This window comes from Streptomyces sp. NPDC001068, from assembly GCF_042897315.1.
In the GTDB taxonomy this organism is placed as follows: Bacteria; Actinomycetota; Actinomycetes; order Streptomycetales; family Streptomycetaceae; genus Streptomyces.
This window is the reverse complement of the sequence record NZ_JBIAYD010000011.1, coordinates 182,959-207,010: the sequence shown is the minus strand read 5'-3', so window position 1 is coordinate 207,010 and position 24,052 is coordinate 182,959. Positions and strand designations below refer to the sequence as shown.

At 70.5% G+C, this 24,052-nt stretch carries 30 protein-coding genes and 1 pseudogene; 25 read left to right on the top strand and 6 right to left on the bottom strand.

Going from position 1 to position 24,052, the window contains the following annotated elements; genetic code table 11:
* Positions 1-166 precede the first annotated feature (166 nt).
* The 17 genes from ACFY3I_RS30000 (at position 167) to ACFY3I_RS29920 (ending at position 13,390) form a co-directional block, all read left to right on the top strand.
* Positions 167-769, top strand: a complete 603-nt coding sequence (locus ACFY3I_RS30000; protein ID WP_358921381.1) for a hypothetical protein — start codon at positions 167-169, stop codon at positions 767-769.
* Between the two features lie 300 nt (positions 770-1,069).
* On the top strand, positions 1,070-1,489 hold the full coding sequence (rpsP, locus tag ACFY3I_RS29995) for a 30S ribosomal protein S16 (protein WP_360484878.1): 420 nt from the start codon (positions 1,070-1,072) through the stop codon (positions 1,487-1,489).
* Positions 1,490-1,494: 5 nt separating this feature from the next.
* Positions 1,495-1,734, top strand: coding sequence for an RNA-binding protein (locus ACFY3I_RS29990; protein ID WP_003973401.1), 240 nt, complete (start codon positions 1,495-1,497; stop codon positions 1,732-1,734).
* Between the two features lie 82 nt (positions 1,735-1,816).
* Positions 1,817-2,359 (top strand): ribosome maturation factor RimM, encoded by a 543-nt coding sequence (rimM, locus tag ACFY3I_RS29985; protein WP_365289378.1) that lies wholly within the window; start codon positions 1,817-1,819, stop codon positions 2,357-2,359.
* A gap of 4 nt (positions 2,360-2,363) precedes the next feature.
* Positions 2,364-3,197, top strand: coding sequence for a tRNA (guanosine(37)-N1)-methyltransferase TrmD (trmD, locus tag ACFY3I_RS29980; RefSeq protein ID WP_390864219.1), 834 nt, complete (start codon positions 2,364-2,366; stop codon positions 3,195-3,197).
* A 141-nt stretch (positions 3,198-3,338) separates the two neighbouring features.
* Entirely contained in the window at positions 3,339-3,689 is a 351-nt protein-coding gene (gene rplS, locus ACFY3I_RS29975; RefSeq protein WP_362718966.1) for a 50S ribosomal protein L19, read from the top strand.
* An 83-nt stretch (positions 3,690-3,772) separates the two neighbouring features.
* Positions 3,773-4,498 (top strand): signal peptidase I, encoded by a 726-nt coding sequence (lepB, locus tag ACFY3I_RS29970; RefSeq protein WP_390864217.1) that lies wholly within the window; start codon positions 3,773-3,775, stop codon positions 4,496-4,498.
* Positions 4,491-5,579, top strand: coding sequence for a signal peptidase I (gene lepB, locus ACFY3I_RS29965; protein ID WP_365289375.1), 1,089 nt, complete (start codon positions 4,491-4,493; stop codon positions 5,577-5,579). The genes lepB (ACFY3I_RS29970) and lepB (ACFY3I_RS29965) overlap by 8 nt, the downstream gene beginning before the upstream one ends.
* On the top strand, positions 5,470-6,498 hold the full coding sequence (gene lepB, locus ACFY3I_RS29960) for a signal peptidase I (protein WP_390864215.1): 1,029 nt from the start codon (positions 5,470-5,472) through the stop codon (positions 6,496-6,498). The genes lepB (ACFY3I_RS29965) and lepB (ACFY3I_RS29960) overlap by 110 nt, the downstream gene beginning before the upstream one ends.
* Before the next feature lie 91 nt (positions 6,499-6,589).
* Positions 6,590-7,375 carry a signal peptidase I gene (gene lepB / locus ACFY3I_RS29955; protein WP_390864214.1) on the top strand — a complete coding sequence of 262 codons (786 nt, stop codon included), beginning with the start codon at positions 6,590-6,592 and terminating at the stop codon, positions 7,373-7,375.
* Positions 7,365-7,889 carry an NUDIX hydrolase gene (locus tag ACFY3I_RS29950; RefSeq protein ID WP_390864213.1) on the top strand — a complete coding sequence of 175 codons (525 nt, stop codon included), beginning with the start codon at positions 7,365-7,367 and terminating at the stop codon, positions 7,887-7,889. Before lepB (ACFY3I_RS29955) ends, ACFY3I_RS29950 begins: the two co-directional genes overlap by 11 nt.
* A 56-nt stretch (positions 7,890-7,945) precedes the next feature.
* Entirely contained in the window at positions 7,946-8,254 is a 309-nt protein-coding gene (locus ACFY3I_RS29945; RefSeq protein ID WP_008745401.1) for a DUF2469 domain-containing protein, read from the top strand.
* Positions 8,255-8,382: 128 nt separating this feature from the next.
* Positions 8,383-8,754 carry a YraN family protein gene (locus ACFY3I_RS29940; RefSeq protein WP_390864211.1) on the top strand — a complete coding sequence of 124 codons (372 nt, stop codon included), beginning with the start codon at positions 8,383-8,385 and terminating at the stop codon, positions 8,752-8,754.
* A gap of 1 nt (position 8,755) precedes the next feature.
* Positions 8,756-10,366: a YifB family Mg chelatase-like AAA ATPase gene (locus tag ACFY3I_RS29935; RefSeq protein WP_390864209.1), complete on the top strand. Its 1,611-nt coding sequence runs from the start codon at positions 8,756-8,758 to the stop codon at positions 10,364-10,366.
* Positions 10,363-11,511: a DNA-processing protein DprA gene (gene dprA / locus ACFY3I_RS29930; protein ID WP_390864207.1), complete on the top strand. Its 1,149-nt coding sequence runs from the start codon at positions 10,363-10,365 to the stop codon at positions 11,509-11,511. The genes ACFY3I_RS29935 and dprA overlap by 4 nt, the downstream gene beginning before the upstream one ends.
* Positions 11,512-11,832: 321 nt before the next feature.
* Positions 11,833-12,675: an RNA polymerase sigma factor WhiG gene (gene whiG / locus ACFY3I_RS29925; protein WP_365289368.1), complete on the top strand. Its 843-nt coding sequence runs from the start codon at positions 11,833-11,835 to the stop codon at positions 12,673-12,675.
* A gap of 157 nt (positions 12,676-12,832) precedes the next feature.
* A complete protein-coding gene (locus tag ACFY3I_RS29920) occupies positions 12,833-13,390 on the top strand; it encodes a helix-turn-helix domain-containing protein (RefSeq protein WP_365289461.1) in 558 nt (185 codons plus the stop codon).
* 72 nt (positions 13,391-13,462) lie between these two features.
* On the opposite strand, the gene ACFY3I_RS29915 is transcribed toward ACFY3I_RS29920, so the two are convergent.
* Positions 13,463-14,011, bottom strand: a complete 549-nt coding sequence (locus ACFY3I_RS29915; RefSeq protein WP_390864398.1) for a murein hydrolase activator EnvC family protein — start codon at positions 14,009-14,011, stop codon at positions 13,463-13,465.
* A gap of 317 nt (positions 14,012-14,328) precedes the next feature.
* Between ACFY3I_RS29915 and rpsB the strand changes: the two genes are divergently transcribed.
* The 4 genes from rpsB to frr all read left to right on the top strand — a co-directional run bounded on the left by rpsB (position 14,329) and on the right by frr (position 17,900).
* Positions 14,329-15,261: a 30S ribosomal protein S2 gene (gene rpsB, locus ACFY3I_RS29910; protein WP_390864205.1), complete on the top strand. Its 933-nt coding sequence runs from the start codon at positions 14,329-14,331 to the stop codon at positions 15,259-15,261.
* Between the two features lie 133 nt (positions 15,262-15,394).
* The gene (gene tsf / locus ACFY3I_RS29905; RefSeq protein WP_365289365.1) at positions 15,395-16,231 is read left to right on the top strand and encodes a translation elongation factor Ts; all 837 of its coding nucleotides are present in this window, start codon (positions 15,395-15,397) and stop codon (positions 16,229-16,231) included.
* A gap of 207 nt (positions 16,232-16,438) precedes the next feature.
* Positions 16,439-17,197: a UMP kinase gene (gene pyrH / locus ACFY3I_RS29900; RefSeq protein WP_365289364.1), complete on the top strand. Its 759-nt coding sequence runs from the start codon at positions 16,439-16,441 to the stop codon at positions 17,195-17,197.
* 145 nt (positions 17,198-17,342) lie between these two features.
* Positions 17,343-17,900, top strand: a complete 558-nt coding sequence (frr, locus tag ACFY3I_RS29895) for a ribosome recycling factor (protein WP_361949582.1) — start codon at positions 17,343-17,345, stop codon at positions 17,898-17,900.
* 59 nt (positions 17,901-17,959) lie between these two features.
* On the opposite strand, the gene ACFY3I_RS29890 is transcribed toward frr, so the two are convergent.
* Positions 17,960-18,226 (bottom strand): hypothetical protein, encoded by a 267-nt coding sequence (locus ACFY3I_RS29890; RefSeq protein WP_365289466.1) that lies wholly within the window; start codon positions 18,224-18,226, stop codon positions 17,960-17,962.
* 21 nt (positions 18,227-18,247) lie between these two features.
* On the opposite strand from ACFY3I_RS29890, the gene ACFY3I_RS29885 reads away from it, so the two are divergent.
* Together ACFY3I_RS29885 and ACFY3I_RS29880 are read left to right on the top strand one after the other, a co-directional pair.
* Positions 18,248-19,297 carry a phosphatidate cytidylyltransferase gene (locus tag ACFY3I_RS29885; protein WP_390864202.1) on the top strand — a complete coding sequence of 350 codons (1,050 nt, stop codon included), beginning with the start codon at positions 18,248-18,250 and terminating at the stop codon, positions 19,295-19,297.
* A gap of 206 nt (positions 19,298-19,503) precedes the next feature.
* A complete protein-coding gene (locus ACFY3I_RS29880) occupies positions 19,504-20,745 on the top strand; it encodes a cytochrome P450 (protein ID WP_390864200.1) in 1,242 nt (413 codons plus the stop codon).
* 5 nt (positions 20,746-20,750) lie between these two features.
* Here ACFY3I_RS29880 and ACFY3I_RS29875 read toward each other — a convergent pair whose 3' ends face one another.
* The 3 genes from ACFY3I_RS29875 to ACFY3I_RS29865 form a co-directional block, all read right to left on the bottom strand.
* The gene (locus ACFY3I_RS29875; protein WP_390864198.1) at positions 20,751-20,981 is read right to left on the bottom strand and encodes a hypothetical protein; all 231 of its coding nucleotides are present in this window, start codon (positions 20,979-20,981) and stop codon (positions 20,751-20,753) included.
* 40 nt (positions 20,982-21,021) lie between these two features.
* Entirely contained in the window at positions 21,022-21,450 is a 429-nt protein-coding gene (locus ACFY3I_RS29870) for a hypothetical protein (RefSeq protein WP_390864196.1), read from the bottom strand.
* A gap of 160 nt (positions 21,451-21,610) precedes the next feature.
* Complete coding sequence (locus ACFY3I_RS29865; protein ID WP_390864194.1) at positions 21,611-22,279, bottom strand: class I SAM-dependent methyltransferase; 669 nt, start codon at positions 22,277-22,279, stop codon at positions 21,611-21,613.
* Positions 22,280-22,497: 218 nt separating this feature from the next.
* On the opposite strand from ACFY3I_RS29865, the gene ACFY3I_RS29860 reads away from it, so the two are divergent.
* Entirely contained in the window at positions 22,498-22,725 is a 228-nt protein-coding gene (locus ACFY3I_RS29860) for a hypothetical protein (protein ID WP_390864192.1), read from the top strand.
* Positions 22,726-22,770: 45 nt separating this feature from the next.
* Here ACFY3I_RS29860 and ACFY3I_RS29855 read toward each other — a convergent pair.
* A pseudogene (locus ACFY3I_RS29855) lies at positions 22,771-22,992 on the bottom strand (tyrosine-type recombinase/integrase); the annotation flags it as partial.
* 121 nt (positions 22,993-23,113) lie between these two features.
* Between ACFY3I_RS29855 and ACFY3I_RS29850 the strand changes: the two are divergent.
* Positions 23,114-23,713: a hypothetical protein gene (locus ACFY3I_RS29850; RefSeq protein ID WP_390864190.1), complete on the top strand. Its 600-nt coding sequence runs from the start codon at positions 23,114-23,116 to the stop codon at positions 23,711-23,713.
* Positions 23,714-24,052: the final 339 nt, after the last annotated feature.

The window sequence follows — 24,052 nt, the reverse complement described above, 5'->3', positions numbered from 1 at the left end:
TCGTACGTCAGGCTACGCACCGGCTTGGTATGAGCTGTGCGGCTTCTCCGCAGATCAGCGCACCCGTACTCGTCTCCACGCATCAGTGCCAACTGACGGGTACGTGCAAATTATTTGGGATGGCCCGGAATAGGAACACAGGGGCACTCCCGCTCGTTCTCATTACGTGAGCACGACACAGACACCACCTGTTCTCGCCGCGGAGCTGGCAGAGGCGTGGGCCGACATTCAGCGGTACCACCCCGAGCTGCCGGATCTCGCCGCGCCGGAGTCCCTGATCGGAGAGTCGTCGTCCGCGTGCGGTCACGAACTCTCCTTCGAACGACTGCTCCATGAGGCAGTCCACGGCATCGCCGCATCCCGTGGGGTGCGCGACACCTCCCGGGCCGGCCGCTACCACAACCGCAGATTCCTCGCGATCGCCGAGGAGCTGGGCCTGGACCACCCCGACGAGCCGCACCCCAGCAGCGGCTTCTCGCTGGTCACGCTCAACCCCGAGGCCAAGCGCCGCTACCGGCCGACCATCGAGAGGCTGCAGCGGGCCCTCAAGGCCCACACGGTGGCGACCTCCGCCGACACCTCCCGCACCTTCCGCGGTCCGGCCGCCCGTCACGGCTCGTCCGGCGGCGGAGTCCGGGTCAAGGCGGTGTGCGACTGCGGCCGCAACGTCCGCGTGGTGCCGTCGGTCCTGGCCCAGGCGCCCATCGTGTGCGGCGGCTGCGGCAAGCCGTTCCGCATCCCGGAGGTCGTGGGAGCGGCGGCGAGCTGAGCACACGGCTGCTCGTGGCAGTCGTAGCCGCCCTCGTCACCGCACCCCGCTCTCCCGCCGGCAGCGCACCCGACGCATCACACCTCCGCGCCGGGTGCGCCCGAGGCGTGCCCAGAGCCCCTCACCCCGCCGTCGGCAGGAGCGCCCTCCAGGGTGTGGCACAATGGCTAGCTGTACTCGACAGCCGCACAGGACCCCTCTCTCCTCCGGCTGACGCGTCCATCGGGCACTCGGGTACCGCAACCCCACGCGGCAGTCTCGCCGTGCCCAAACACGTCAAATCCAGGAGAATCCACTCCCGTGGCAGTCAAGATCAAGCTGAAGCGTCTGGGCAAGATCCGTTCGCCTCACTACCGCATCGTCGTCGCCGACTCCCGCACCCGCCGTGACGGCCGTGCGATCGAGGAGATCGGCAAGTACCACCCGACCTACAACCCGTCGGTCATGGAGGTCGACGCCGACCGCGTCGCCTACTGGCTCGGCGTCGGCGCCCAGCCGACCGAGCCCGTGCTCGCCATCCTGAAGAAGACCGGCGACTGGCAGAAGTTCAAGGGCGAGCCCGCCCCGGCGCCGCTGCTCGTCGCCGCTCCGAAGGCCGCGCGTCCGACGTTCGAGGCGCTCGGCGGTGACGACGAGGGCAAGGGTGAGGCGATCACCCAGAAGAAGAAGGCTGAGAAGAAGGACGAGGCCGCGGCTGAGTCCGAGTCGACCGAGGCCTGAGCAGCATGCTCGAAGAGGCGCTTGAGCACCTCGTGAAGGGCATCGTCGACAACCCCGACGATGTGCAGGTCGCCTCGCGCAACCTGCGCCGCGGGCGCGTGCTGGAGGTCCGGGTGCACCCCGACGACCTCGGCAAGGTGATCGGTCGCAACGGCCGTACCGCTCGCGCCCTGCGTACCGTCGTGGGCGCCATCGGCGGTCGCGGAGTCCGCGTCGACCTCGTCGACGTGGACCACGTCCGCTGACGCTTCATCGCAACCGGCTCGGGCCGGGGAGGGCCACTGGGCCGTCCCCGGCCCGTAGTCGTATGACAGGAGAACAGGCACAGTGCAGCTGGTAGTCGCGCGGATCGGCCGCGCCCACGGCATCAAGGGCGAGGTCACCGTCGAGGTACGTACCGACGAGCCGGAGCTCAGGCTCGCGCCCGGCGCCGTACTCGCCACCGATCCCGCCGGCGTGGGACCGCTCACCATCGGCACGGGCCGGGTGCACAGCGGCCGTCTCCTGCTGCGCTTCGAGGGCGTCGAGGACCGCACCGGCGCCGAGGCCCTGCGCAACACCCTCCTGATCGCCGAGATCGATCCGGAGGAGCTGCCCGAGGACGAGGACGAGTACTACGACCACCAGCTCATCGACCTGGACGTGGTCACCGCGGACGGCACCGAGGTCGGCCGGATCACCGAGATCTCGCACCTGCCCTCCCAGGACCTGTTCATCGTGGAGCGGCCCGACGGCAGCGAGGTGATGATCCCGTTCGTCGAGGAGATCGTCGCCGAGATCGACCTGGCGGAGCAGAAGGCGGTCATCACGCCTCCGCCCGGCCTGATCGACGACCGGGCCGAGACCGCCTCCTCGCGGGAGGAGTCGTAAAGCGATGCGCCTCGACGTGGTCACGATCTTTCCCGAGTACCTCGAACCCCTGAACGTCTCGCTCGTCGGCAAGGCACGCGCGCGCGGACAGCTCGACGTGCGTGTGCACGACCTGCGCAGCTGGACGTACGACCGGCACAACACGGTCGACGACACCCCGTACGGCGGCGGGCCCGGCATGGTCATGAAGACCGAGCCCTGGGGCGACGCCCTCGACACCGTCCTCGCCGACGGCTACGAGACCGGCGCGCACCGCCCCGTCCTGATCGTGCCCACCCCCAGCGGCCGCCCCTTCACCCAGGACCTGGCGGTCGAACTCTCCGAGCAGCCCTGGCTGATCTTCACGCCGGCCCGCTACGAGGGCATCGACCGCCGGGTGATCGACGAGTACGCCACCCGGATGCCGGTCCACGAGGTGTCCATCGGCGACTACGTGCTCGCCGGCGGCGAGGCCGCCGTCCTCGTCGTCACGGAGGCCGTGGCCAGACTGCTGCCCGGCGTCCTCGGCAACGCCGAGTCGCACCGGGACGACTCCTTCGCGCCCGGCGCCATGGCCAACCTCCTGGAAGGCCCCGTCTACACCAAGCCGCCCGAGTGGCGGGGGCGCGACATCCCGGAGGTGCTGCTCAGCGGCCACCACGGGAAGATCGCCCGCTGGCGCCGCGACGAGGCGCTGAAGCGCACGACCGCGCACCGGCCCGACCTGATCGAGCGCTGCGACCCCAAGGCGTTCGACAAGAAGGACCGCGAGATGCTCTCCATCCTGGGCTGGGCACCCGACCCGGACGGGGCGTCCCACGGCCGATTTTGGCGCCGGGCCGCCGGCGTGGAAGAATAGGCGGCTGTTGTGCCGTGAACCGTCCGGTGTGCGCCCCTGCCACAGGGGGAGACGACGCCCATCCCGACGGCCCGGCCCATCTCCGAGAACCTCTAGTTCCCGTCGATGACCTGTGGCATCGGCGAAGAAAGCAGAAGAACAATGGCTCACCTCCTCGACACCGTCGACTCCGCGTCGCTGCGCAGCGACGTCCCGGCCTTCCGCCCGGGTGACACCGTCAACGTCCACGTCCGCGTCATCGAGGGCAACCGCTCCCGTGTGCAGCAGTTCAAGGGCGTTGTGATCCGCCGCCAGGGCAGCGGTGTCCGCGAGACCTTCACGGTCCGCAAGGTCTCCTTCTCCGTCGGCGTCGAGCGCACCTTCCCGGTGCACACCCCGATCGTCGAGAAGATCGAGCTCGTCACCCGCGGTGACGTGCGTCGCGCCAAGCTGTACTACCTGCGCGACCTGCGCGGCAAGGCCGCGAAGATCAAGGAGAAGCGCGACAACTGATCGCGCGTCTCGTCGCTCGCGAGCCGTGGGCGAGCGAGCCGACAAGAAGGTGTCTTACCGGGGCCGGATAGCATCTGGCTGCGATGGACACCGAAGCACAGCCGACGGAGCGCGACCGCTCCTCCAGCCCCGAACCGGAGGCCACGGAGGACCGGTCGCGTTTCGCGTTCCTGACGCGGGTCGCCGACTGGCTGCCGGGCGGCCGGATCGCCCTGACCCTCCTCACCTGCCTGGCGTTTTTGCTCGTTCTCAACGCGTTCGTGGCGCAACCGTTCCAGATTCCCAGCGGATCCATGGAACAGGGATTGAGGATCGGGGACCGGGTTCTCGTAAATAAGTTGGCGTACCGTTTCGGTGCCGAGCCGCGCCGGGGCGATGTCGTCGTGTTCGACGGCACCGGATACTTCGGGGACGCCGACTACATCAAACGCGTTGTCGGTGTGGGAGGGGACCGTGTGGTCTGCTGCGACAAGGAAGGGAGGATCGAGGTGAACGGCCGGCCGGTCGACGAGACCGCGTTCCTCTATCCCGGGGACACCCCGTCCACCGTGCCCTTCTACGTCGAGGTCCCCAACGGCACGCTCTTCGTCCTCGGTGACCACCGCAGCGACTCCAGCGACTCCCGCGACCACCTGGGCTCACCGGGCGGCGGCATGATCCCGGTGGGGGACGTGATCGGCCGGGCCGACTGGATCGTCTGGCCGTACGCCCACTGGACCCGCCTCACCCGTCCCGCCGCCTACGCGCGCGTGCCGTCGAGCGCCCCGGCGGAGCCGGAGCCGAAGGGGGCGGGAGCGGCCCATGGGTAACCGCGGCAAACCGCGCGGCGTGCCCGAGGACGCCACCGCGAACCTCCTGCCCACCGGGCTCCGGCGCTCCTCCGCCCCGTCCTCGGGCCGGTCCCGCGCGGAGCGGCGCAAGCTGCAGCGCAAGGTCAAGCGCAAGCGCCGCCGCGGCGCGATGCGGGAGATACCGCTGCTGGTCGGCGTGGCCGTCCTGATAGCCCTGGTGCTGAAGACCTTCCTCGTCCAGGCCTTCGTGATCCCCTCCGGTTCGATGGAACAGACGATCCGCATCGGCGACCGGGTGCTCGTCGACAAGTTCACCCCCTGGTTCGGCTCCGAGCCGCACCGCGGTGACGTCGTCGTCTTCCACGACCCGGGCGGCTGGCTGGCCGACGAGCAGACCACCAAGGCGAACGACCCGATCGGCGTCAAGCAGGTCAAGGAAGGGCTCACCTTCATCGGCCTGCTGCCCTCCGCCAACGAGAAGGACCTCATCAAGCGGGTCATCGGCGTCGGCGGCGACCGTGTCAAGTGCTGCGACGCGCAGGGACGGGTCACCGTCAACGGCGTGCCGCTCACCGAGGGTGACTACCTGTATCCGGGGAACGCCCCGTCGGCCACCGAGTTCGACATCACCGTGCCGCAGGGGCGGCTGTGGGTGATGGGCGACCACCGCGGCAACTCGGCGGACTCTCGGGCGCACCAGGACACCGACTACGGCGGCACCGTCCCGGTGAGCCTGGTGGTGGGCCGGGCCAAGTGGATCGGCTGGCCGTTCGGGCACTGGGCCTCGCTCGACGAACCTAAAACCTTCGCAAGCGTTTCCAACTCCGTGTCGGGGTCGACCGCGGGTCCCCGGCTGTCGCATAGGGTTGCCTCCGACGGTCCGAACGGATACATCCAACTCCCGAGCCCTGCGGAACTCCCGCTCGTTATGGGAGTGGTGGGCCTGCGCCGGGTGTGGCGCGGGCGGCGGCACGGAGTAAGGAGTTGGCGTGGGGGATGTGGCGGTTGGCGCACGGTCGGGACACGACGGCGAGGAGCACAGCGGGCGCCCCGTGGAGAATGTCCCCCCCGTCGACGGTGGTTCCACCTCCGGCGATGACGGTGGTCCGACCGGGGGCGGCGGTCCGGCGGGCGGCCCGTACCCCGGCGGTGGCGGCGGGGACACGGACAGGGACGCGGGCGACTCGGCGGCGTCCGCACCGAAGAAGCCCCGCTCCTTCTGGAAGGAGCTGCCGATCCTGATCGGCATCGCGCTGGTGCTGGCGCTGCTGATCAAGACGTTCCTGGTGCAGGCGTTCTCGATCCCGTCGGACTCGATGCAGAACACCCTCCAGCAGGGTGACCGGGTCCTGGTCGACAAGCTCACCCCGTGGTTCGGCTCCGAGCCGGACCGTGGCGAGGTCGTGGTCTTCCACGACCCGGACGACTGGCTGGCCGGCGAGCCCACGCCCCAGCCGAACGCCGTCCAGACGTTCCTCAGCTGGATCGGCCTGATGCCCTCCGCCGAGGAGAAGGACCTCATCAAGCGGGTCATCGGCGTCGGCGGCGACACCGTCTCCTGCAAGAACAGCGGCCCGCTCATGGTCAACGGCCATGCGTTGAACGAGCCCTACGTGTACCCGGGCAACACCCCGTGCAGCGTCGACGACCAGGGCGGTCAGTTCACGGTGAAGGTGCCCAAGGGCTACATCTGGGTGATGGGCGACCACCGCCAGAACTCCCGCGACTCCCGGTACAACCAGTCCGACAGCCACCACGGCATGGTCCCGGTCAAGGACGTCGTCGGCCGTGCCATCGTCAAGGCCTGGCCGATCAACCGCTGGGGCACCCTGCCGATCCCGGACACCTTCGACCAGAGCGGCATCAACACCCAGTCGTCCGCCGCGGCCTCCCTCTCGGTGGCCCCGGAGGGCGTGGCCGTCGCGGCGGTCCTGCCGATCGCGGTGTGGCGCCGCCGGCGGGGAGAGCGGACCGGGTCGAAGTTCGGGCAGCGGCCGGCCGCCGCGGGCAAGCGCTGACCGGTCCGTGTGAAACCCTTGGGGAGCTTGTGACCAGGGGCGGAGAAGAAGGACTGCCCCCGCCCGGTACCGCCGGGTAGGGTGCGGCCTCATGAGTGGCGAGAGCACGATACGTACGGCCCCGCGCAGCGGAGGCACCGGTACCGGTACGGCGCAGGCCGGCAGCAGACTCGGAAACCGCCTGTCCGGGATCGCCGTCGCCCTGGGCCTCGTGCTCTTCCTCGGCGGGTTCGGCTGGGCCGCGGTGGTCTACCGGCCCTACACCGTGCCCACCAGCTCCATGACCCCGACCATCGACGTCGGGGACCGGGTCCTCGGCCGGCGCATCGACGGCAGCGAGGTGCGCCGGGGGGACGTCGTCGTCTTCCGCGACACCAGCTGGGTCTCCAACGCGGACGTCGTCAAGCGCGTGGTGGCGGTCGGCGGCGACACCGTCGCCTGCTGCACGGACGGCAAGCTGACCGTCAACGGCAAGCAGATCGACGAGCCCTACCTGCCGGCCGGCAGTCAGGCCGAGCTCCAGGGCTTCCCGAGCGTCACCGTGCCCAAGGGCAGGCTCTTCCTCCTCGGTGACGAGCGCCAGGGCTCCCTGGACTCCACCGCCCACCTCACGGACGCGGCGAAAGGCACGGTGGCCCGCAGCGCCGTGCACGCCCGCGTGGACTCCGTGGTGTGGCCCATGAAGGGCCTGCTCAAGCGCCCGACCGGATTCGAGACCCTGGGCGCCCTCTCCCAGCCGGGCCCGGTGCGCCCCATCGAGGTCATGATCGTCGCCGGTGCCGTGCTGGTGCTCGCGGGCGGCGCGTACGGCCCGATCGCCGGCCTGGTGGGCCGCTCCCGCGCCCGTGGCCGTACGGAGTCCGCCGGTGGCCGCTGAGGCGCTCGCGGAGGGTTCCCCGGGCGCCCCGCGCAAGGTGGCCCGGGTGGTCCTGCTCGACCCCGACGACCGCATCCTGCTCCTGCACGGCCACGAACCGGACGACCCGGCCGACGACTGGTGGTTCACGCCCGGCGGGGGACTGGAGGGCGACGAGACCCGTGAGCAGGCCGCGCTGCGGGAACTCGCCGAGGAGACCGGCATCACGGACGTCGAACTCGGTCCGCTGCTGTGGCGCCGGATGTGCTCCTTCCCGTTCGCCGGCCGGCGCTGGGAGCAGGACGAGTGGTACTACCTGGCCCGGACCACGCATATTTCCGAGGGGATGCCCGGGGCCACCGCCCTGACCGAGCTGGAGCGGCGCAGTGTCGTGGGAGCGCGTTGGTGGACGTGCCCGGAACTGACCCGGGCGCATGAGACGGTGTATCCGACCAGACTCGCCGAGCTGTTCCGTAGGCTGCTCGACGAAGGTCCCCCCGTCAGGCCCGTCACCCTCGACACGGAAATCGTCTAGGGGCGCGCGGTACTGGCGCACAATGGTGGGATCGCACGGCTGAAGGGGAACATGCCATGAGCGCCGAGGACCTCGAAAAGTACGAGACCGAGATGGAGCTGAAGCTCTACCGGGAGTACCGCGATGTCGTCGGTCTGTTCAAATACGTGATCGAGACCGAGCGGCGCTTCTACCTCACCAACGACTACGAGATGCAGGTGCACTCGGTCCAGGGTGAGGTGTTCTTCGAAGTGTCCATGGCGGACGCCTGGGTCTGGGACATGTACCGGCCGGCCCGCTTCGTGAAGCAGGTTCGTGTGTTGACGTTCAAGGACGTGAACATCGAGGAGCTGAACAAGACCGATCTGGAACTCCCGGGCGGCTGAGCCGGACCCGGAGCACGCCTGGCCTCACTCGTGCGGGTGACGGAGTTGTCCACAACCGCCGGGTAGTCCACCAAGATCCACTCCGGGGCCGGAGACGCGTGACGGTTGGCGCCGGAGGTGGTGCCGACATGAACACGAACCGGGCACGCGGAGCACTCGGCAGGTACGGCGAGAGGGTGGCCGCGCGGCGGCTGACGGACGCCGGTCTGAGGATCCTGGAGCGCAACTGGCGCTGCGGCAGGACGGGCGAGATCGACATCGTGGCACGGGACGGTGAGGTCCTGGTGGTCTGCGAGGTCAAGACCCGGCGGGCCGGACCCTTCGAACACCCCATGGCCGCAGTGACCCCCCGCAAGGCGGAGCGCCTGCGGGCCCTGGCCGAGCAGTGGATCCACGCGCATGGAGGAGCGCCGCCGGGCGGTGTCCGCATCGACCTGGTCGGCGTCCTCCTGCCGCGACGCGGGGCCCCCGTGGTCCAGCACGTCCGGGGGGTGGCGTGAGATGGGGTTCGCGCGGACGTGCTCGGTGGCGCTGGTGGGCGTCGAGGGCGTGGTGGTGGAGGTCCAGGCAGACCTGGAACCCGGCGTGGCGGCCTTCACACTCGTGGGGCTGCCGGACAAGAGCCTGACGGAGAGCAAGGACCGGGTCCGGGCGGCGGTGGTCAACTCGGGAGCCCCCTGGCCCTCGAAGAAGCTCACGGTGGGGCTGAGCCCGGCGTCGGTGCCGAAGAGCGGCAGCGGCTTCGACCTGGCGGTCGCCGCCGCCGTGCTCGGCGCGGCCGAACGGATCGACCCCCGGGTGCTCGCCGAGATCGTGATGATCGGCGAACTGGGTCTGGACGGGCGGGTGCGCCCCGTACGCGGCATCCTGCCGGCCGTACTGGCCGCCGCCGACGCCGGATACGAGCAGGTGGTCGTCCCCGAGAGCGCGGCACCCGAGGCCTCGCTGGTGCCCGGCGTGTCGGTGCTCGGCGTGCGCAGCCTGCGCCAGCTGATCGCGGTCCTCACCGACGAACCGGTGCCCGACGAGGAACCCGTGCCCGGCGAGATCCGCTCCGACCCCTTCCTCGCGGGGCTGGCCCTTCCCGGCATGGGGCTCGGCACCGGCACGACCACCGGCGACCACGCCCCCGACCTGGCCGATGTCGCCGGGCAGCCGGTGGCCAGGGCCGCGCTGGAGGTGGCGGCGGCCGGACGCCACCACGTCTTCTTCAAGGGTCCGCCGGGCGCGGGCAAGACCATGCTCGCCGAGCGGCTGCCGGGACTGCTGCCCGAACTGAGCCGGCAGCAGTCCCTGGAGGTGACCGCCGTCCACTCGGTCGCCGGGATGCTGCCACCGGGCCAGCCCCTCGTGGACAGGGCGCCCTACTGCGCTCCGCACCACTCGGCCACGATGGCCTCCCTGGTCGGCGGCGGCACCGGCCTGCCACGGCCCGGGGCGGTGTCCCTGGCCCACCACGGCGTGCTCTTCCTGGACGAGGCGGCCGAGTTCCACGCCAGCGTCCTGGACGCCCTGCGCCAGCCCCTGGAGTCCGGGCACGTCGTGGTCGCCCGGGCCGCCGGGATGCTGCGGATGCCGGCCAGGTTCCTGATGGTCCTGGCCGCCAATCCCTGCCCCTGCGGCCGGTACGGCAGCCCCGGCGACACCTGCGAGTGCCGGCCCTCCTCGATCAGGCGGTACCGGGCCCGGCTCTCCGGCCCCCTGCTGGACCGGGTGGACCTCAGGGTCACCGTCGAACCGGTCGCCCGCGAGGAACTGCTGCGGCTGCACACCGGCGCCGAGTCCTCCGCGACCGTGGCCGACCGGGTCCGCGCGGCCCGGGAGCGGGCGGCCCACCGCTACGACGGTCTGCCCTGGCACACCAACAGCGAGGTGCCCGGCCACGAACTACGCACCCGCTGGCAGGTACAGCCCGGCGCGCTCGCCAAGGCCGAGCTGGATCTCGACCGGGGTCTGCTCACCGCCCGCGGCCTGGACCGGGTGCTGCGGGTCGCCTGGACCCTGGCCGACCTGGCAGGCCACGACCGTCCCACGGTCAACGACGTCAACCTGGCCCTGGAACTGCGCACCGGCGTCCGGCGCGGCGCGGTCCTGGAGAGGACCGCGCCATGAGCGACGACGGGCCGCTCTCCCGGATCCTGCTCACCAGGGTCATCGAACCCGGCGACGAGACCGGCGGGCGGTGGCTTCGGGAGTACGGGGTCCGGGAGGTGGTCCGGCGGCTGCGGGCGGACGGGGCGACGGCGCTGCCCGGAGTGGGCGAGAAACGCTGGGCGGGCCTGCGCGCCAGAGCCGGGCACGCCGACCCGGAGCGGGACCTCGGGGCGGCGGCGCGGGCCGGCGTGCGTTTCGTCGCCCCGGGGGACGCCGAATGGCCCACCCAGCTCGACGACCTCGGGGACGGCCGTCCGCTCGGGCTGTGGGTGCGAGGGCGGCCCAGTCTGCGGCTGTGGGCGCTGCGGGCCGTCGCCGTGGTCGGCGCGCGGGCCTGCACCGAGTACGGCGCGCACATGGCGGCCACCCTCGCCGCGGGGCTCGCCGAACGCGGCTGGGTGGTGGTGTCCGGCGGCGCCTACGGCGTGGACGGCGCCGCCCACCGCGGTGCCCTCGGCGCCGGCGGTGCCACGGTCGCGGTGCTGGCCTGCGGGGTCGACCGGCCCTACCCGCGCGGCCACACGGAGTTGATCGGCCGGATCGCGGAACAAGGCCTGGTGGTGGGCGAGTTGCCGCCGGGCGAGCATCCGACGCAACGCAGGTTCGTACTCCGCAACCGGGTCATCGCCGCGCTGACCAGGGGGACCGTCGTCGTGGAGGCCGCCCACCGCAGTGGCTCGCTGGTCACCGCGCGAGCGGCACAGCGGCTCGGCCGGTTCACCATGGGCGTGCCCGGACCCGCCACCAGCGGCCTCTCGGCCGGGGTGCACGAGTTGCTGAGAGGGGAGGCCACCGTAGTCACCGACGCCGCGGAAGTCGTCGAACTCGTGGGCGACATGGGTGAGCTGGCACCGCTCAGACGCGGTCCCGTCCTCCCGCGTGACCTGCTGGAACCGGGTGCCCGGCGGGTCCTCGCCGCACTGCCGGGGGATCGGCCGGCATCACCCGAAGAGGTGGCACGGGGCGCTCAGACGTCCGAGGACGAAGCCGTCGCGAGGCTGTACGAACTCCGAGCACTCGGGTACGTCGAACGACACGGCGACGGCTGGAAGTTGACACGCCAGGCGATGATCTCGGTCCGCGCGGGTCGGAGTCCGCGCTGACCGAGCGTGTTCGGCCGTCCGGGGGAACACCCGACGCCCTTGGGAATTCCCGGAGTTGACACCTCCAGGCGGTCACGCAGAGCGATACGCCGAGCCGTGCGGGACGCGCCGTGCAGGGGGTTCGCGCAGGGGTGGCGCCTCAGGGTTCGCACACCGCGACTCCTCAGTCACGCTACGCTCACGAAAGCCCTGGCGCAGATCGCGCCAACCGGCACCGAACCGACACCCCGCCCATCCGCGTCCTTCACCCTCCGCTCACCCTCTTCGCGACACATCACGGCACTTCCTGGCACTTCACGGCAGAACGGCACAAGGCGACGAATGCCCCAGCACACCTCCGGGTCCGACCGGGCGGCGATCCCCCCAGCCGCCCGCGACGGTGGCAGCGTGCGGCCGCCCGCTCCCTCGACACTCGACGAGCTGTGGCGGTCGTACAAGGCGACGGGGGACGACCGGCTGCGGGAACAGCTGATCCTGCACTACTCGCCGCTGGTGAAGTACGTGGCGGGACGGGTGAGCGTCGGTCTGCCGCCCAATGTGGAACAGGCCGACTTCGTCTCCTCCGGGGTGTTCGGGCTGATCGACGCGATCGACAAGTTCGACGTCGACCGGGAGATCAAGTTCGAGACGTACGCGATCACCCGGATCCGGGGCGCGATGATCGACGAGCTGCGCGCGCTGGACTGGATCCCCCGCTCGGTACGGCAGAAGGCGCGCAACGTCGAGCGGGCGTACGCGACGCTGGAGGCCCGGTTGCGCAGGACGCCCTCGGAGGGCGAGGTGGCCGCCGAGCTGGGCATCGAGGTGGACGAACTCCACGCCGTCTTCAGCCAGTTGTCGCTGGCCAACGTGGTGGCGCTGGAGGAGCTGCTGCACGTCGGGGGTGAGGGCGGCGACGGTCTGAGCGTCATGGACACGCTGGAGGACACCGCCGCGGACAACCCGGTGGAGGTGGCCGAGGACCGCGAGCTGCGACGCTTTCTGGCGCGGGCCATCAACACGCTGCCGGAGCGCGAGAAGACCGTGGTGACCCTCTACTACTACGAGGGACTCACGCTCGCCGAGATCGGCAACGTGCTCGGGGTCACCGAGAGCCGGGTCAGCCAGATCCACACGAAGTCGGTGCTGCAGCTGCGGGCGAAACTGGCGAGTTTCGGCCGCTGAACGTGTCCTCTCGGTGTTCTCTCGCCATGTCTCCGCTCTGAACTGCTGTTTCCCGGGCGTGGCCGCCGGGAGTGACCCGTGTCCCCGTCGTGCTGACTCCCGTCCGGCGCGGTGCGTCCGTAGAGTGGTTGACGTGCCAAGGATTCGAGCGGCCTCCGTGGCCGAGCACCGGTCGATGCAGCGAGCCGCCCTGCTGGACGCGGCGCGGTCCCTCCTCTCCGAGGGCGGGACGGAGGCGCTGACGTTCCCCGCGCTCGCCGAGCGCACGGGCCTGGCCCGCTCGTCCGTGTACGAGTACTTCCGTTCCCGGGCCGCGGTGGTCGAGGAGCTGTGCGAGGTCGACTTCCCGGTGTGGGCGGCCGAGGTCGAGGCGGCCATGGAACGCGCGGTCTCGGGCGAGGACAAGGTCGAGGCCTATGTGCGGCAGCAGCTGGCGCTGGTCGGGGACCGGCGGCACCGGGCCGTGGTCGCGATCTCGGCGAGCGAGCTGGACGCGGGGGCACGGGAGAAGATCCGGGCCGCGCACGGCGGACTGGTCGCGATGATCGTGGAGGCGCTGGCGGAGCTGGGGCACGAGCAGCCCCGGCTGGCGGCGATGCTGGTACAGGGGGTCGTGGACGCGGCGGTACGGCGCATCGAGCTGGGCGCGGCGGAGGACCCGACGGTCATCACGAACGCGGCCGTGGCCATGGCGCTGCGGGGCGTACAGGGCTGAGGCGAGGGCCGCCCGCGCCCCGACCCCGACCCCGACCCGCGCCCCCGATCCGGGCCGCCCCCCCCGCACCCGTCAGCCCTCAGGGAACGGCACCCCCAGTACCGGCAGAAGTCTGGCCGGACCCCCGTTCAGCAGCCACGGGGGCAAGAGCAGGAGCGGGTTCACGTAGACGTCCCCGTCGAGCAGTCCCCAGTGCACGCACGCCCCCGCGCCGCAGTGCGACCCCGACCGCTCCACCGTTCCCACCACCTGGCCCGCCGCCACCTCCTGCCCCTTCCGCACCCGCGCCGTCACCGGTTCGTAGGTCGTGCGCAGGTCCGTCCCGGCCAGTCGCACCGCGACCACGCCCCGCCCCGCCACCCGCCCCGCGAAGGAGACCCGGCCCGCCGCCACCGCCCGGACCTCGGCATCGGGCGGGGCGCCGAGATCCACCCCGCGGTGCCCGGGGCCGTACACCGTGGCCGGCGGCTCCCAGCCCCGCAGGACCGGCGGCCGTACCCCCACCGGCCAGGCGCGGCCGATCACCGGGACCGTCGCCGGCGGGGGCCCGGGCGGGGGAGGCTCCGCCCGGGCCAGGGCGCCCGTCCCGGTCCAGGTCCAGGTCCAGTTTCCGGCCACCATGAGAAGCAGCGGCAGCCACCGCATCGTTCGTCGCATCGCGCACATGACCGAACCATCCCGCAAAGCGCCGATCATGGCCGGTACCTGTGGATTACTCACGGGTTGTGGACAGCGGCGTCACCCGGTGCCCTGCGGGTCCCGTACACTTCCCTTGGCGATCCGGGTCACCGGGTCGACTTCGCACGCCCCGACATCAGGTCAGTAACACGATCTGAGTCAGCGCTTCTCGGTCCTTCGTGGCACAGCGCAAACGGGCGTCAGGCGCGGGAACCGTCCGGTACCCGCGGCACAACCGAGAAATTCAAGGAGATACGGCCATGGCCGTCGTCACGATGCGGGAGCTGCTGGAGAGCGGCGTCCACTTCGGTCACCAGACCCGTCGCTGGAACCCGAAGATGAAGCGCTTCATCTTCACCGAGCGCAACGGCATCTACATCATCGACCTGCTCCAGTCGCTGTCGTACATCGACCGCGCCTACGAGTTCGTCAAGGAGACCGTCGCCCACGGCGGCACGGTCATGTTCGTCGGCACGAAGAAGCAGGCGCAGGAGGCCATCGCGGAGCAGGCCACCCGCGTCGGCATGCCCTACGTCAACCAGCGCTGGCTGGGCGGCATGCTCACCAACTTCTCGACCGTCTACAAGCGTCTGCAGCGCCTCAAGGAGCTCGAGCAGATCGACTTCGAGGACGTCGCCGCGTCCGGTCTGACCAAGAAGGAGCTTCTCGTGCTGTCGCGCGAGAAGGCCAAGCTGGAGAAGACCCTCGGTGGTATCCGCGAGATGTCCAAGGTGCCCAGCGCCGTCTGGATCGTGGACACCAAGAAGGAGCACATCGCGGTCGGTGAGGCCCGGAAGCTCAACATCCCGGTCGTCGCCATCCTCGACACCAACTGTGACCCCGACGAGGTCGACTACAAGATCCCGGGCAACGACGACGCGATCCGCTCCGTCACCCTGCTCACCCGCGTGATCGCCGACGCCGTCGCCGAGGGCCTCATCTCCCGCTCCGGTGTCGCCACCGAGGGCAAGGGCGACAAGGCCGCCGGCGAGCCGCTCGCGGCCTGGGAGCGCGACCTGCTCGAGGGCGAGAAGAAGGCCGACGAGCCCGAGGTCCAGACCTCCGCCGAGACCGAGAAGGTCGCCGACGCCGAGCAGGCCGAGGCTCCGGTCGCCGCCGAGGCCGCTGTCGAGGCCCCCTCGGCCGAGGCGCCGGCTGTCGAGGCCCCCGCCGCGGACGCCGAGCAGGCCTGACCCGTCAGCGTTGACGGCGGGGGCGGCGACATCCCGTACGCCCCCGCCGTTCATCCATAGATTCGCGTTCCACATCTCCGTGTGGTTCGTGGATCGGGCAGATCTCCCGACTTCGAGAAAGACTTAACGACTCATGGCGAACTACACCGCCGCTGACGTCAAGAAGCTCCGCGAGCTCACCGGCGCCGGCATGATGGACTGCAAGAAGGCCCTGGACGAGGCCGAGGGCGACGTCGACAAGGCTGTCGAGGCGCTCCGGATCAAGGGCCAGAAGGGCGTCGCCAAGCGCGAGGGCCGGTCCGCCGAGAACGGCGCCGTCGTCTCGATCATCGCCGACGACAACTCCTCCGGCGTCCTCGTCGAGCTGAAGTGCGAGACGGACTTCGTCGCCAAGGGCGAGAAGTTCCAGGCCGCCGCCAACGCCATCGCCGAGCACGTCACCAAGTCCTCCTACGCGGACCTGGACGCCCTGCTCGCCTCCGAGATCGAGCCCGGCAAGACCGTCCAGGCGTTCGTGGACGAGGCCAACGCCAACCTGGGCGAGAAGATCGTCCTGGAGCGCTTCGCGCAGTACGCCGACGGTTTCGTGCTCGCGTACATGCACCGCACGATGCCCGACCTGCCCCCGCAGATCGGTGTCCTCGTCGAGCTGGACAAGCCGAACGCCGAGGTCGCCAAGGGCATCGCCCAGCACATCGCCGCCTTCGCGCCGAAGTACCTCTCCAAGGAGGAGGTGCCGGCCGAGGTCGTCGAGTCCGAGCGCCGCATCGCCGAGGAGACCACCCGCGCCGAGGGCAAGCCCGAGGCCGCCCTGCCGAAGATCGTCGAGGGTCGCCTCAACGGCTTCTTCAAGGACGCGACGCTGCTCGGCCAGCCGTACGCGCTGGACAACAAGAAGTCGGTCCAGAAGGTCCTGGACGAGGCCGGTGTCACCCTGAAGCGCTTCACGCGCATCAAGGTCGGCATCTGAGTCCGTACCGCGATCGACGCGCGACCCGCGGGGAAATCCCGATAGGGTCGGTCGACAGCAGTCGTCCGGTACCCGGCCAGACCCAGGGTCGTGCCGGACGGCAGCAGATCTGACGAGGAGGCCATTGCCGAGCATGGGCAGCGAAAAGCGACCCCACCGGCAATGGTCTTCTTCGTATGTGCACCACGTGAAAGAGGCGGGATCTCCATGACCACCAAGGCTCAGAAGAGCGACGACGGCAAGGTACGCGGCCGGTTTCTGCTGAAGCTGTCCGGAGAGGCGTTCGCCGGTGGCGGCGGCCTGGGCGTGGACCCCGACGTGGTGCACAAGATCGCCCGTGAGATCGCGGCCGTCGTCCGTGACGGCGCGGAGATCGCCGTCGTCATCGGCGGCGGCAACTTCTTCCGTGGCGCCGAACTCCAGCAGCGCGGCATGGACCGGGCCCGCTCGGACTACATGGGCATGCTCGGCACCGTGATGAACTGCCTGGCCCTCCAGGACTTCCTGGAGAAGGAGGGCATCGACAGCCGGGTGCAGACCGCGATCACCATGGGCCAGGTCGCGGAGCCGTACATCCCGCTGCGCGCCGTGCGCCACCTGGAGAAGGGCCGCGTGGTCATCTTCGGCGCCGGTATGGGCATGCCGTACTTCTCCACCGACACCACCGCCGCCCAGCGTGCCCTGGAGATCGACGCCGAGGCGCTGCTCATGGGCAAGAACGGCGTGGACGGGGTCTACGACTCCGACCCGAAGAAGAACCCGGACGCCGTCAAGTTCGACTCCCTCGGCTACGGCGAGGTCATCACCCGTGATCTCAAGGTCGCCGACGCCACGGCGATCACGCTCTGCCGCGACAACAAGCTGCCGATCCTGGTGTTCGAGCTGCTTGTGGAGGGCAATATCGCGCGGGCCGTCAAGGGTGAGAAGATCGGCACGCTGGTGGGTGACCAGGGCGGCCGGGCCTGACCGGCACCGCCTGACGCACCCTGACCGGGGGATGGACAATGTCCTGCCGGTCGGGAACCGTGCAGGAAACAAGACGCGACGCAGCCGGCCGCCGCCCGCACAGGAACAGCAGCCGGGCCTTACTCAAGACACGCAGGAGCAAGTGGTGATCGAAGAGACCCTCCTCGAGGCCGAGGAGAAGATGGAGAAGGCCGTCGTGGTCGCCAAGGAGGACTTCGCCGCGATCCGCACCGGGCGTGCGCACCCGGCGATGTTCAACAAGATCGTGGCCGACTACTACGGCGCGCCGACGCCGATCAACCAGCTGGCCTCGTTCTCCGTGCCGGAACCGCGCATGGCGGTCGTGACCCCGTTCGACAAGAGCGCGCTGCGCAACATCGAGCAGGCGATCCGCGACTCGGACCTGGGCGTCAACCCGAGCAACGACGGCAACATCATCCGGGTGGTGTTCCCGGAGCTCACCGAGGAGCGCCGCCGCGACTACATCAAGGTCGCCAAGGGCAAGGCGGAGGACTCCCGGGTCTCCATCCGTTCCGTCCGCCGCAAGGCCAAGGACGCCATCGACAAGCTGATCAAGGACGGCGAGGTCGGCGAGGACGAGGGCCGGCGCGCCGAGAAGGAGCTCGACGACACCACCGCGAAGTACGTCGCGCAGGTGGACGAGCTCCTCAAGCACAAGGAAGCGGAGCTTCTCGAAGTCTGATGAACGACTCATCCTGGGGAGCGCCGCCGCACGCCGGTCCGCAGGCCGCGCAGGCCGGATCACCGGCCGGGTACTGGGGGCCGACGGATCAGGGCACCGGTCAGGGATACGACCGGGGCCCTGCCGAGGGGCAGGGGTACGACCGGGGTCCGGTTCCGGGCCAGGGGTACACCGACGGTTCCGGCCGCGGTCAGGGGTACCACCAGGCTCCCGGCCACGGGTACCCGCAGGCTCCGGGGCAGGCGTACGGCCATGGCCACGACCACGGTCATGGCCATGGGCATGTCCGGGGAGCCGCCCCGGCGGGTCCCGCGTACGATGCGCATGACGCGCAGCAGACTCGCCCCATGCCCATCGTGCCCGACGACGTACCCGCGTACGGCGGTGACCAGGACGACGACCGGGGGGCCGCTCGGCTGAGCGGTCCCCTGTTCCGAGACGAGACGTTCCAGGACGGTACGTCCCGCGACGGGACGTACCGCAACGACACCCCGTCGGCGCAGCCCCTGCCCTCTGCGGCGGCGCCGCAGAATCCGGAGCCCATGCCCGACGCCCCGCAGCCGGCGCCCGCGCCGCAGAAGAAGAGCGCGGGCCGGGACCTGGGCGCGGCGATAGGGGTCGGCGTCGGACTCGGCGTCGTGATCGTGGCGTCCCTGTTCGTCGTCAAGGCCGTCTTCGTCGGCGTGGTCGCGGTCGCGGTCGTGGTGGGCCTGTGGGAGCTGACCAGCCGGCTCCAGGAGCGCAAGGGCATCAAGGCGCCGCTCGTCCCGCTGGCGCTCGGCGGCGCCGCGATGGTGGTCGCCGGCTACGCCCGCGGTGCCGAGGGCGCCTGGGTGGCCCTCGCGCTCACCGGACTCGCGGTCCTGGTCTGGCGGATGACGGAACCGCCGGAGGGCTACCTCAAGGACGTCACGGCGGGTCTCTTCGCGGCGTTCTACGTCCCGTTCCTGGCGACCTTCGTCTCGATGATGCTCACCGCCGACGACGGCCCCCGCCGGGTGATCACCTTCCTGCTCCTGACGGTGGTCAGCGACACCGGCGCCTACGCGGTCGGCTGGCGGTTCGGCACCCACAAGCTCGCCCCGCGCATCAGCCCCGGCAAGACCCGTGAGGGCCTGGTCGGCGCGGTGCTGTTCGCCATGACCGCCGGCGCGCTGTGCATGCAGTTCCTGATCGACGACGGCACCTGGTGGCAGGGCCTGCTGCTGGGCCTCGCGGTCGCGGCCAGCGCCACCCTCGGCGACCTCGGCGAGTCCATGATCAAGCGGGACCTGGGCATCAAGGACATGGGCACCTTGCTCCCCGGCCACGGCGGCATCATGGACCGGCTGGACTCCCTGCTGCCGACGGCTCCGGTGGTGTGGCTGCTGATGGTGCTCTTCGTCGGCAGCGGCTGACACGACTCCGTCGCCGTCCGAGCCCCCGTCCATCCCAGGACGGGGGCTCAATTGCCGTGCCGACCCGGACGGCGGGTCGGAAAGCCCTTGGACGGGGCCCCGGAAAGTACCCCCGGACGGCGCAGCAGGAATCGCACCGTCACCCGATGGGACGCAGACTCCCAGTGAGGACGCTGTGTGTCCTCCGACGCGCAGGGAGTGTGCCCATGCCCCTCGACCCGGCTCCGGCCGGCACCCCGAACCCGCCCCCGCCGCCTCCGGTGCGGCCCTGGCCCGTCGTCGACCTGCCGGCCCTCGATCCCGACCCGTTCCTCGACGAGGTGCTCCGCGACGAGCCGGTCACCCGGATCAGACTCCCTTACGGCGAGGGCCACGCCTGGCTCGTCACCCGGTACGAGGACTGCCGCTTCGTCACCTCCGACCCCCGCTTCTCCAGGGAACGCGTCGTCGGCCGCGACATCACCAGCATGCGTCCGGAGCCGGTGGCCTCGCAGATGGCCGCGCTGCAGTACATCGACCCGCCCCGGCACAACCGGCTGCGCCGGGTCGTCGCCCGTGCGTTCACCGGACGGGCCATGCAGCGGCTGCGGCCGCTGGCCGAGCGGCGGGCCGCCGAACTGCTGGACGCGATGGCGGCCGCCGGGCCGCCGGCCGATCTCATGGAGCACCTGCACGGGCCCTTCCCGATCGCCGTGATCCGTGACTTCCTGGGCGTCGAGGAGAAGGACTGGCACCGGTGGGCGGCGACCGGTGAGGCCCTGCTGTCGGCCGGACCCGACTCCGAGGAGCGCGCAAGGGAGGCCGCCCGGGTCACCCGGGCGCGGATCACCGAGTTGCTGCGGCACCGCCGCGAGGAGCCCCGCGAGGATCTCGCCGGTGTGCTGGCCCTGGCCACCGAGTCCGGCGAGATCACCGGCGACGAGGCGATCTCGCTGGCCACCGCCATCCAGGTCAGCGGCGGTCACGCCGTCCGCAACAACAGCGGTTCGATGATGTACGCGCTGCTCACCCGGCCCCGGCAGCTGGAGCGGCTGCGCCGTGAGCCGGAGCTGCTCCCCAGGGCGGTGGACGAACTCTTCCGCTACGTCCCGCACCGCAACGGCGTCGGCATCCCGCGGGTCGCCGTCGAGGACGTCGAGGTCGGCGGCCGGCTGATCCGGGCCGGCGAGGTGGTCTACAACGCGTATGTCGCCGCCAACCGGGACCCCGCGGTCTTCCCCGACCCCGACGAGCTGGACTTCGACCGCGCCGACGGCCCCCACCTGGCCTTCGGGCACGGTCCCCACCACTGCATGGCCGCCATCATGGCCCGCCTGGAGGCCGAGATCATGATCGGCTCGGTCCTCACCCGTTTCCCCGCCATCCGGCTCGCCGTGCCCGCCGAGGAGGTCGAGTTCCAGCGCCACGGCCTGATCCGCGGGCCGCGCACCCTGCCGGTGGAGTGGTGACCGGATCAGCGCGTCACGGCCGTCAGGCCGACGATCACCAACCCGACTCCCACGGCCCCGAACTGCGTCCTCATCCAGCCGGGGCTCCTCCAGGGCGTACCCCAGCGCGTCCTGTACCGCGGCGAGAAGTACGCGTCCGCCCAGTCCCACACCCGGACGTCAACGCCGCGGAAGCCACCGGCCACCAGAAGGAGGCCGGTGCCCGCGACCAGCGCGAGCAGCCCACCCAGAAGCACGTCTTTCCTCCCCGTCTTGACCGGCGTCACCGTCGCGGACCTATCGCAGGGTCAGGACGCAGAGCGCATGGCCCTCGTCGGGATCCCCTACATAGGTCCAGAGTTTCAGTGCCCTGCCGTCCCGCAGAACCTCGTAGGTGGAGGTCACCCGACCGGCTCCGAAGGACACCGTGACGCTGCTCTGTCCCTTCAACTCGTCGGTGTCCCAGGTGCCCGACCCTGACCGGGGTTCGTTCTCCGGGCCGTAGGCGGAGATGTCGTAGTCACCGCAGACGTCGCCGGCAGTGAACGAGCCGTCCGCCCTCAGCTCCAGGGTGCCGCCCGCGCCGTCGTCCCACACGGTCGATGTCCGCGACCGGGGCAGCTCGGCCGGCTCGCCGTGCGGGACCGGCGGGACGGCGAGCCAGCCACATGCGCCGAGGGCGAACGCGACGGGAACGAGGACCAGGACCGCCCGACAGGAACGCACCTCACGCCACCCCAACCGATCGACGGGACACACGAACGACCGGGGTCCGACCCGTCGTCGAGCACTGCCCGTCATCCTGGCAGCATTATTGAACGCGTTCAACTCTGTTGTGCGGCCGAGCGGCTGTCCGTACGACGGCCCTTGACCGGGGCGTCGGTCCTCAGGCGGGACGCCCGGCCATGACGACCAGACCCGGACCGCTGAACTCGTCCGCGGGGAGCCGAAGTTCGGCGACGGGGCGCAGTCCGGCCCGCTCTATCAGCTCCACGAACCGTTCCGGCCGCCATTTGTGCGTCGTCCAGCGGACGGCCACGCCTCCGTAGGCCTCCGTGCGCAGGGCGTCCTCGTCGCCGACATGGGTTCCGGTGATGAAGTGGCCGCCGGGCTTCAGGGCCCGCGCGAACATGGCGAGGACCTGGGGAAGGACGTCGCGCGGGAGGTTGAACAGCGACCACCATCCGAGCACCCCGCCGAGAGAGGCCTCCTCGAGGCCGAGTTCGGTGGCGGAGGCGACGCTGAAGCGGCAGTGCGGATACAGGCGGCGGGCGTTCTCGATCATGCGGGGCGAGAGATCGACTCCGGACACGTCGAGTCCGCGTTCCGCGAGGTAACCGGTCACCGTCCCGGGCCCGCAGCCGACGTCGAGGACGGGACCGAGGTCGCCCACGGTGTCGGCGAAGGCGTCGATCGACGCCTTGAGCCAGGGGTGGCGGCGGATGTCGCCCATGCCCGTCGTCGCCACCATCTCGGCGTAGTTGTCGGCCACCCGGTCATAGGACTCACGGACCGCGTCGAGATCGGCCGGCCGGTCAATTTGGTGTGCACGCATCAGCCAAAGATAGGAGGACGAGCCCGCCGTCCGCGACCGTCTAACCCTCCCCGTGAGGATCCGTTCCGCGATCTTCCCTCTGCCGTCGGGATGGGCGCCCGGGTGGGTCGTGCTCAAGGGGAGCAGGTGCCCAACAGGGCTTCGGACAGGGTCAGTTGCACGTGATGCCCTGGTAAAGGGGACTGCTGTCGGCGGTGTGTCGGGTGCATGATGCTCGTATGACCTCCTGGCTGAGCGCACGGAGCACATGGGTGCTCGTACTGCTCCTGTGGGCGAGCACACTGGCAGTCGCTCTGCCCGGAATCGCGCTCGTCCGGGCCGTCCTCGAACACCCCCCTCTGAGGCCCTTCACCGCCGACCTCCCCATGACGATCGGCGGTACCTTCTGCTGCGCCGCCGCCGGAGCCGGGGGGATGCGTCGTAGACATCGGCAGCAGGAACGATGAGACCGGCGAGCGGCCGGCCACCGGCCGATGGACAGGGGGCCGGCTTCAGGCCACTGGGCCGTGGTCTGGGCCGTCAGGCTCACGCGGGCCGTTGAGCACCCGGTCCACGGTCTTTTTCGTACGCTCCTGACTCGACGGCATCAGGTGCGCGTACACCCGCGGCGTCAGTCCCGGGTCGGAGTGCCCCAGGTACCCGCTCACGGCCTTGATGCCTTGGCCGGCGTCGAGGAGCACCGAGGCGTAGAGGTGCCTCAGCGCGTGCGTCCCGCTCGTGAGGGAGGTCACACGGGGCGCGGGACCGTCGAGAGCCTACCTGGGCGTGGCAGACGGAAGGCTGAATCGTAAAGTTGGCGGCGCAGATCACCGCTGACCGGCCTTGGAGCAGTGCATGTCCTCGTTGGACGAGTTGCAGGCCCTACTGGGGGCTCCTCCTGCCCGCCGGCAATCGAACCCGACCGACTGGGACGAAGTCGAGCGGCACATGGGCTCCGCGCTGCCCAGCGACTTCAAAGGGTTCCTGGACGTCTACGGGAGCGGGGTCATCTCTGGCGAGCTCGTCGTGTTCCACCCCTCCGGATCGAGCCCGCTCCTCGAACGCATGCGCAAGACGCACCAGAGGTTCACCGGACGCCGGGACAGGGCCCTGAGCCGCGGCGACTCCGAGCACATGCCGTACCCCTTTCACCCCGCATCTGGTGGGCTGATCTCCTGGGGATACGACTACGGCGGCGACGAGCACTTCTTCCTGCCCCGCGACCCGGACCCGGACCGGTGGAAGATCGTCACGATGGTCCATGAAGAGGGCTGCGAGACCTTCGACGGCCCGTTCTCGGACTTCGCTCTCGCCTTCGTACGGCGATTGCTCGAAGTGGACCGGTACCACGGCATCGAACCGGAAGCCCTGGAGTTCCTGGAACCGCAGGACCTCGAAGAACTGGTCGCCAACGGTGAGATCGGGCCCGTTCAGCCGACCTTCGAGCCGTTCTGACACGACGCTGCGCAACTCTGTCCAGGGCCGTGAAGCGGCCGGAACGACTGTGGCTGACCGATCCACGGAGAGCTACGGATCAGAAGGTCGTCCGAAGGTCCGAATGGCAAGAGACCTGGAAAAGGTGCAGGTCAGAGCGCCTCTCTTGGCGGGGTGATCGGCTTCCCGGACTTACGTGTGCTCCAGGCCGAGGTGATCCGCTCATGAGCTGCTTCGATCGTGGAGGCTTCGCCGGCCGGGCCGTCTGCGGGTCGTCCGAGGGGGATCTGCGACGGCAGATGACGCCCGCCGGCGACAGGTGCCCAAACCGTGACCCGCAGGTCACCCAAGTGGATCTGC

Coding starts and splice junctions, on each gene's coding strand:
- ACFY3I_RS29990 (WP_003973401.1), top strand. CDS start 1,495: ATGCTCGAAGAGGCGCTTGAGCACCTCGTGAAGGGCATCGTCGACAAC.
- trmD (WP_390864219.1), top strand. CDS start 2,364: ATGCGCCTCGACGTGGTCACGATCTTTCCCGAGTACCTCGAACCCCTG.
- rplS (WP_362718966.1), top strand. CDS start 3,339: ATGGCTCACCTCCTCGACACCGTCGACTCCGCGTCGCTGCGCAGCGAC.
- lepB (WP_390864217.1), top strand. CDS start 3,773: ATGGACACCGAAGCACAGCCGACGGAGCGCGACCGCTCCTCCAGCCCC.
- lepB (WP_365289375.1), top strand. CDS start 4,491: ATGGGTAACCGCGGCAAACCGCGCGGCGTGCCCGAGGACGCCACCGCG.
- lepB (WP_390864214.1), top strand. CDS start 6,590: ATGAGTGGCGAGAGCACGATACGTACGGCCCCGCGCAGCGGAGGCACC.
- ACFY3I_RS29945 (WP_008745401.1), top strand. CDS start 7,946: ATGAGCGCCGAGGACCTCGAAAAGTACGAGACCGAGATGGAGCTGAAG.
- ACFY3I_RS29940 (WP_390864211.1), top strand. CDS start 8,383: ATGAACACGAACCGGGCACGCGGAGCACTCGGCAGGTACGGCGAGAGG.
- ACFY3I_RS29935 (WP_390864209.1), top strand. CDS start 8,756: ATGGGGTTCGCGCGGACGTGCTCGGTGGCGCTGGTGGGCGTCGAGGGC.
- dprA (WP_390864207.1), top strand. CDS start 10,363: ATGAGCGACGACGGGCCGCTCTCCCGGATCCTGCTCACCAGGGTCATC.
- whiG (WP_365289368.1), top strand. CDS start 11,833: ATGCCCCAGCACACCTCCGGGTCCGACCGGGCGGCGATCCCCCCAGCC.
- ACFY3I_RS29915 (WP_390864398.1), bottom strand. CDS start 14,011: ATGGTGGCCGGAAACTGGACCTGGACCTGGACCGGGACGGGCGCCCTG.
- rpsB (WP_390864205.1), top strand. CDS start 14,329: ATGGCCGTCGTCACGATGCGGGAGCTGCTGGAGAGCGGCGTCCACTTC.
- tsf (WP_365289365.1), top strand. CDS start 15,395: ATGGCGAACTACACCGCCGCTGACGTCAAGAAGCTCCGCGAGCTCACC.
- pyrH (WP_365289364.1), top strand. CDS start 16,439: ATGACCACCAAGGCTCAGAAGAGCGACGACGGCAAGGTACGCGGCCGG.
- ACFY3I_RS29890 (WP_365289466.1), bottom strand. CDS start 18,226: ATGCGCATCGTACGCGGGACCCGCCGGGGCGGCTCCCCGGACATGCCC.
- ACFY3I_RS29885 (WP_390864202.1), top strand. CDS start 18,248: ATGCCCATCGTGCCCGACGACGTACCCGCGTACGGCGGTGACCAGGAC.
- ACFY3I_RS29880 (WP_390864200.1), top strand. CDS start 19,504: ATGCCCCTCGACCCGGCTCCGGCCGGCACCCCGAACCCGCCCCCGCCG.
- ACFY3I_RS29865 (WP_390864194.1), bottom strand. CDS start 22,279: ATGCGTGCACACCAAATTGACCGGCCGGCCGATCTCGACGCGGTCCGT.
- ACFY3I_RS29860 (WP_390864192.1), top strand. CDS start 22,498: ATGACCTCCTGGCTGAGCGCACGGAGCACATGGGTGCTCGTACTGCTC.
- ACFY3I_RS29850 (WP_390864190.1), top strand. CDS start 23,114: ATGTCCTCGTTGGACGAGTTGCAGGCCCTACTGGGGGCTCCTCCTGCC.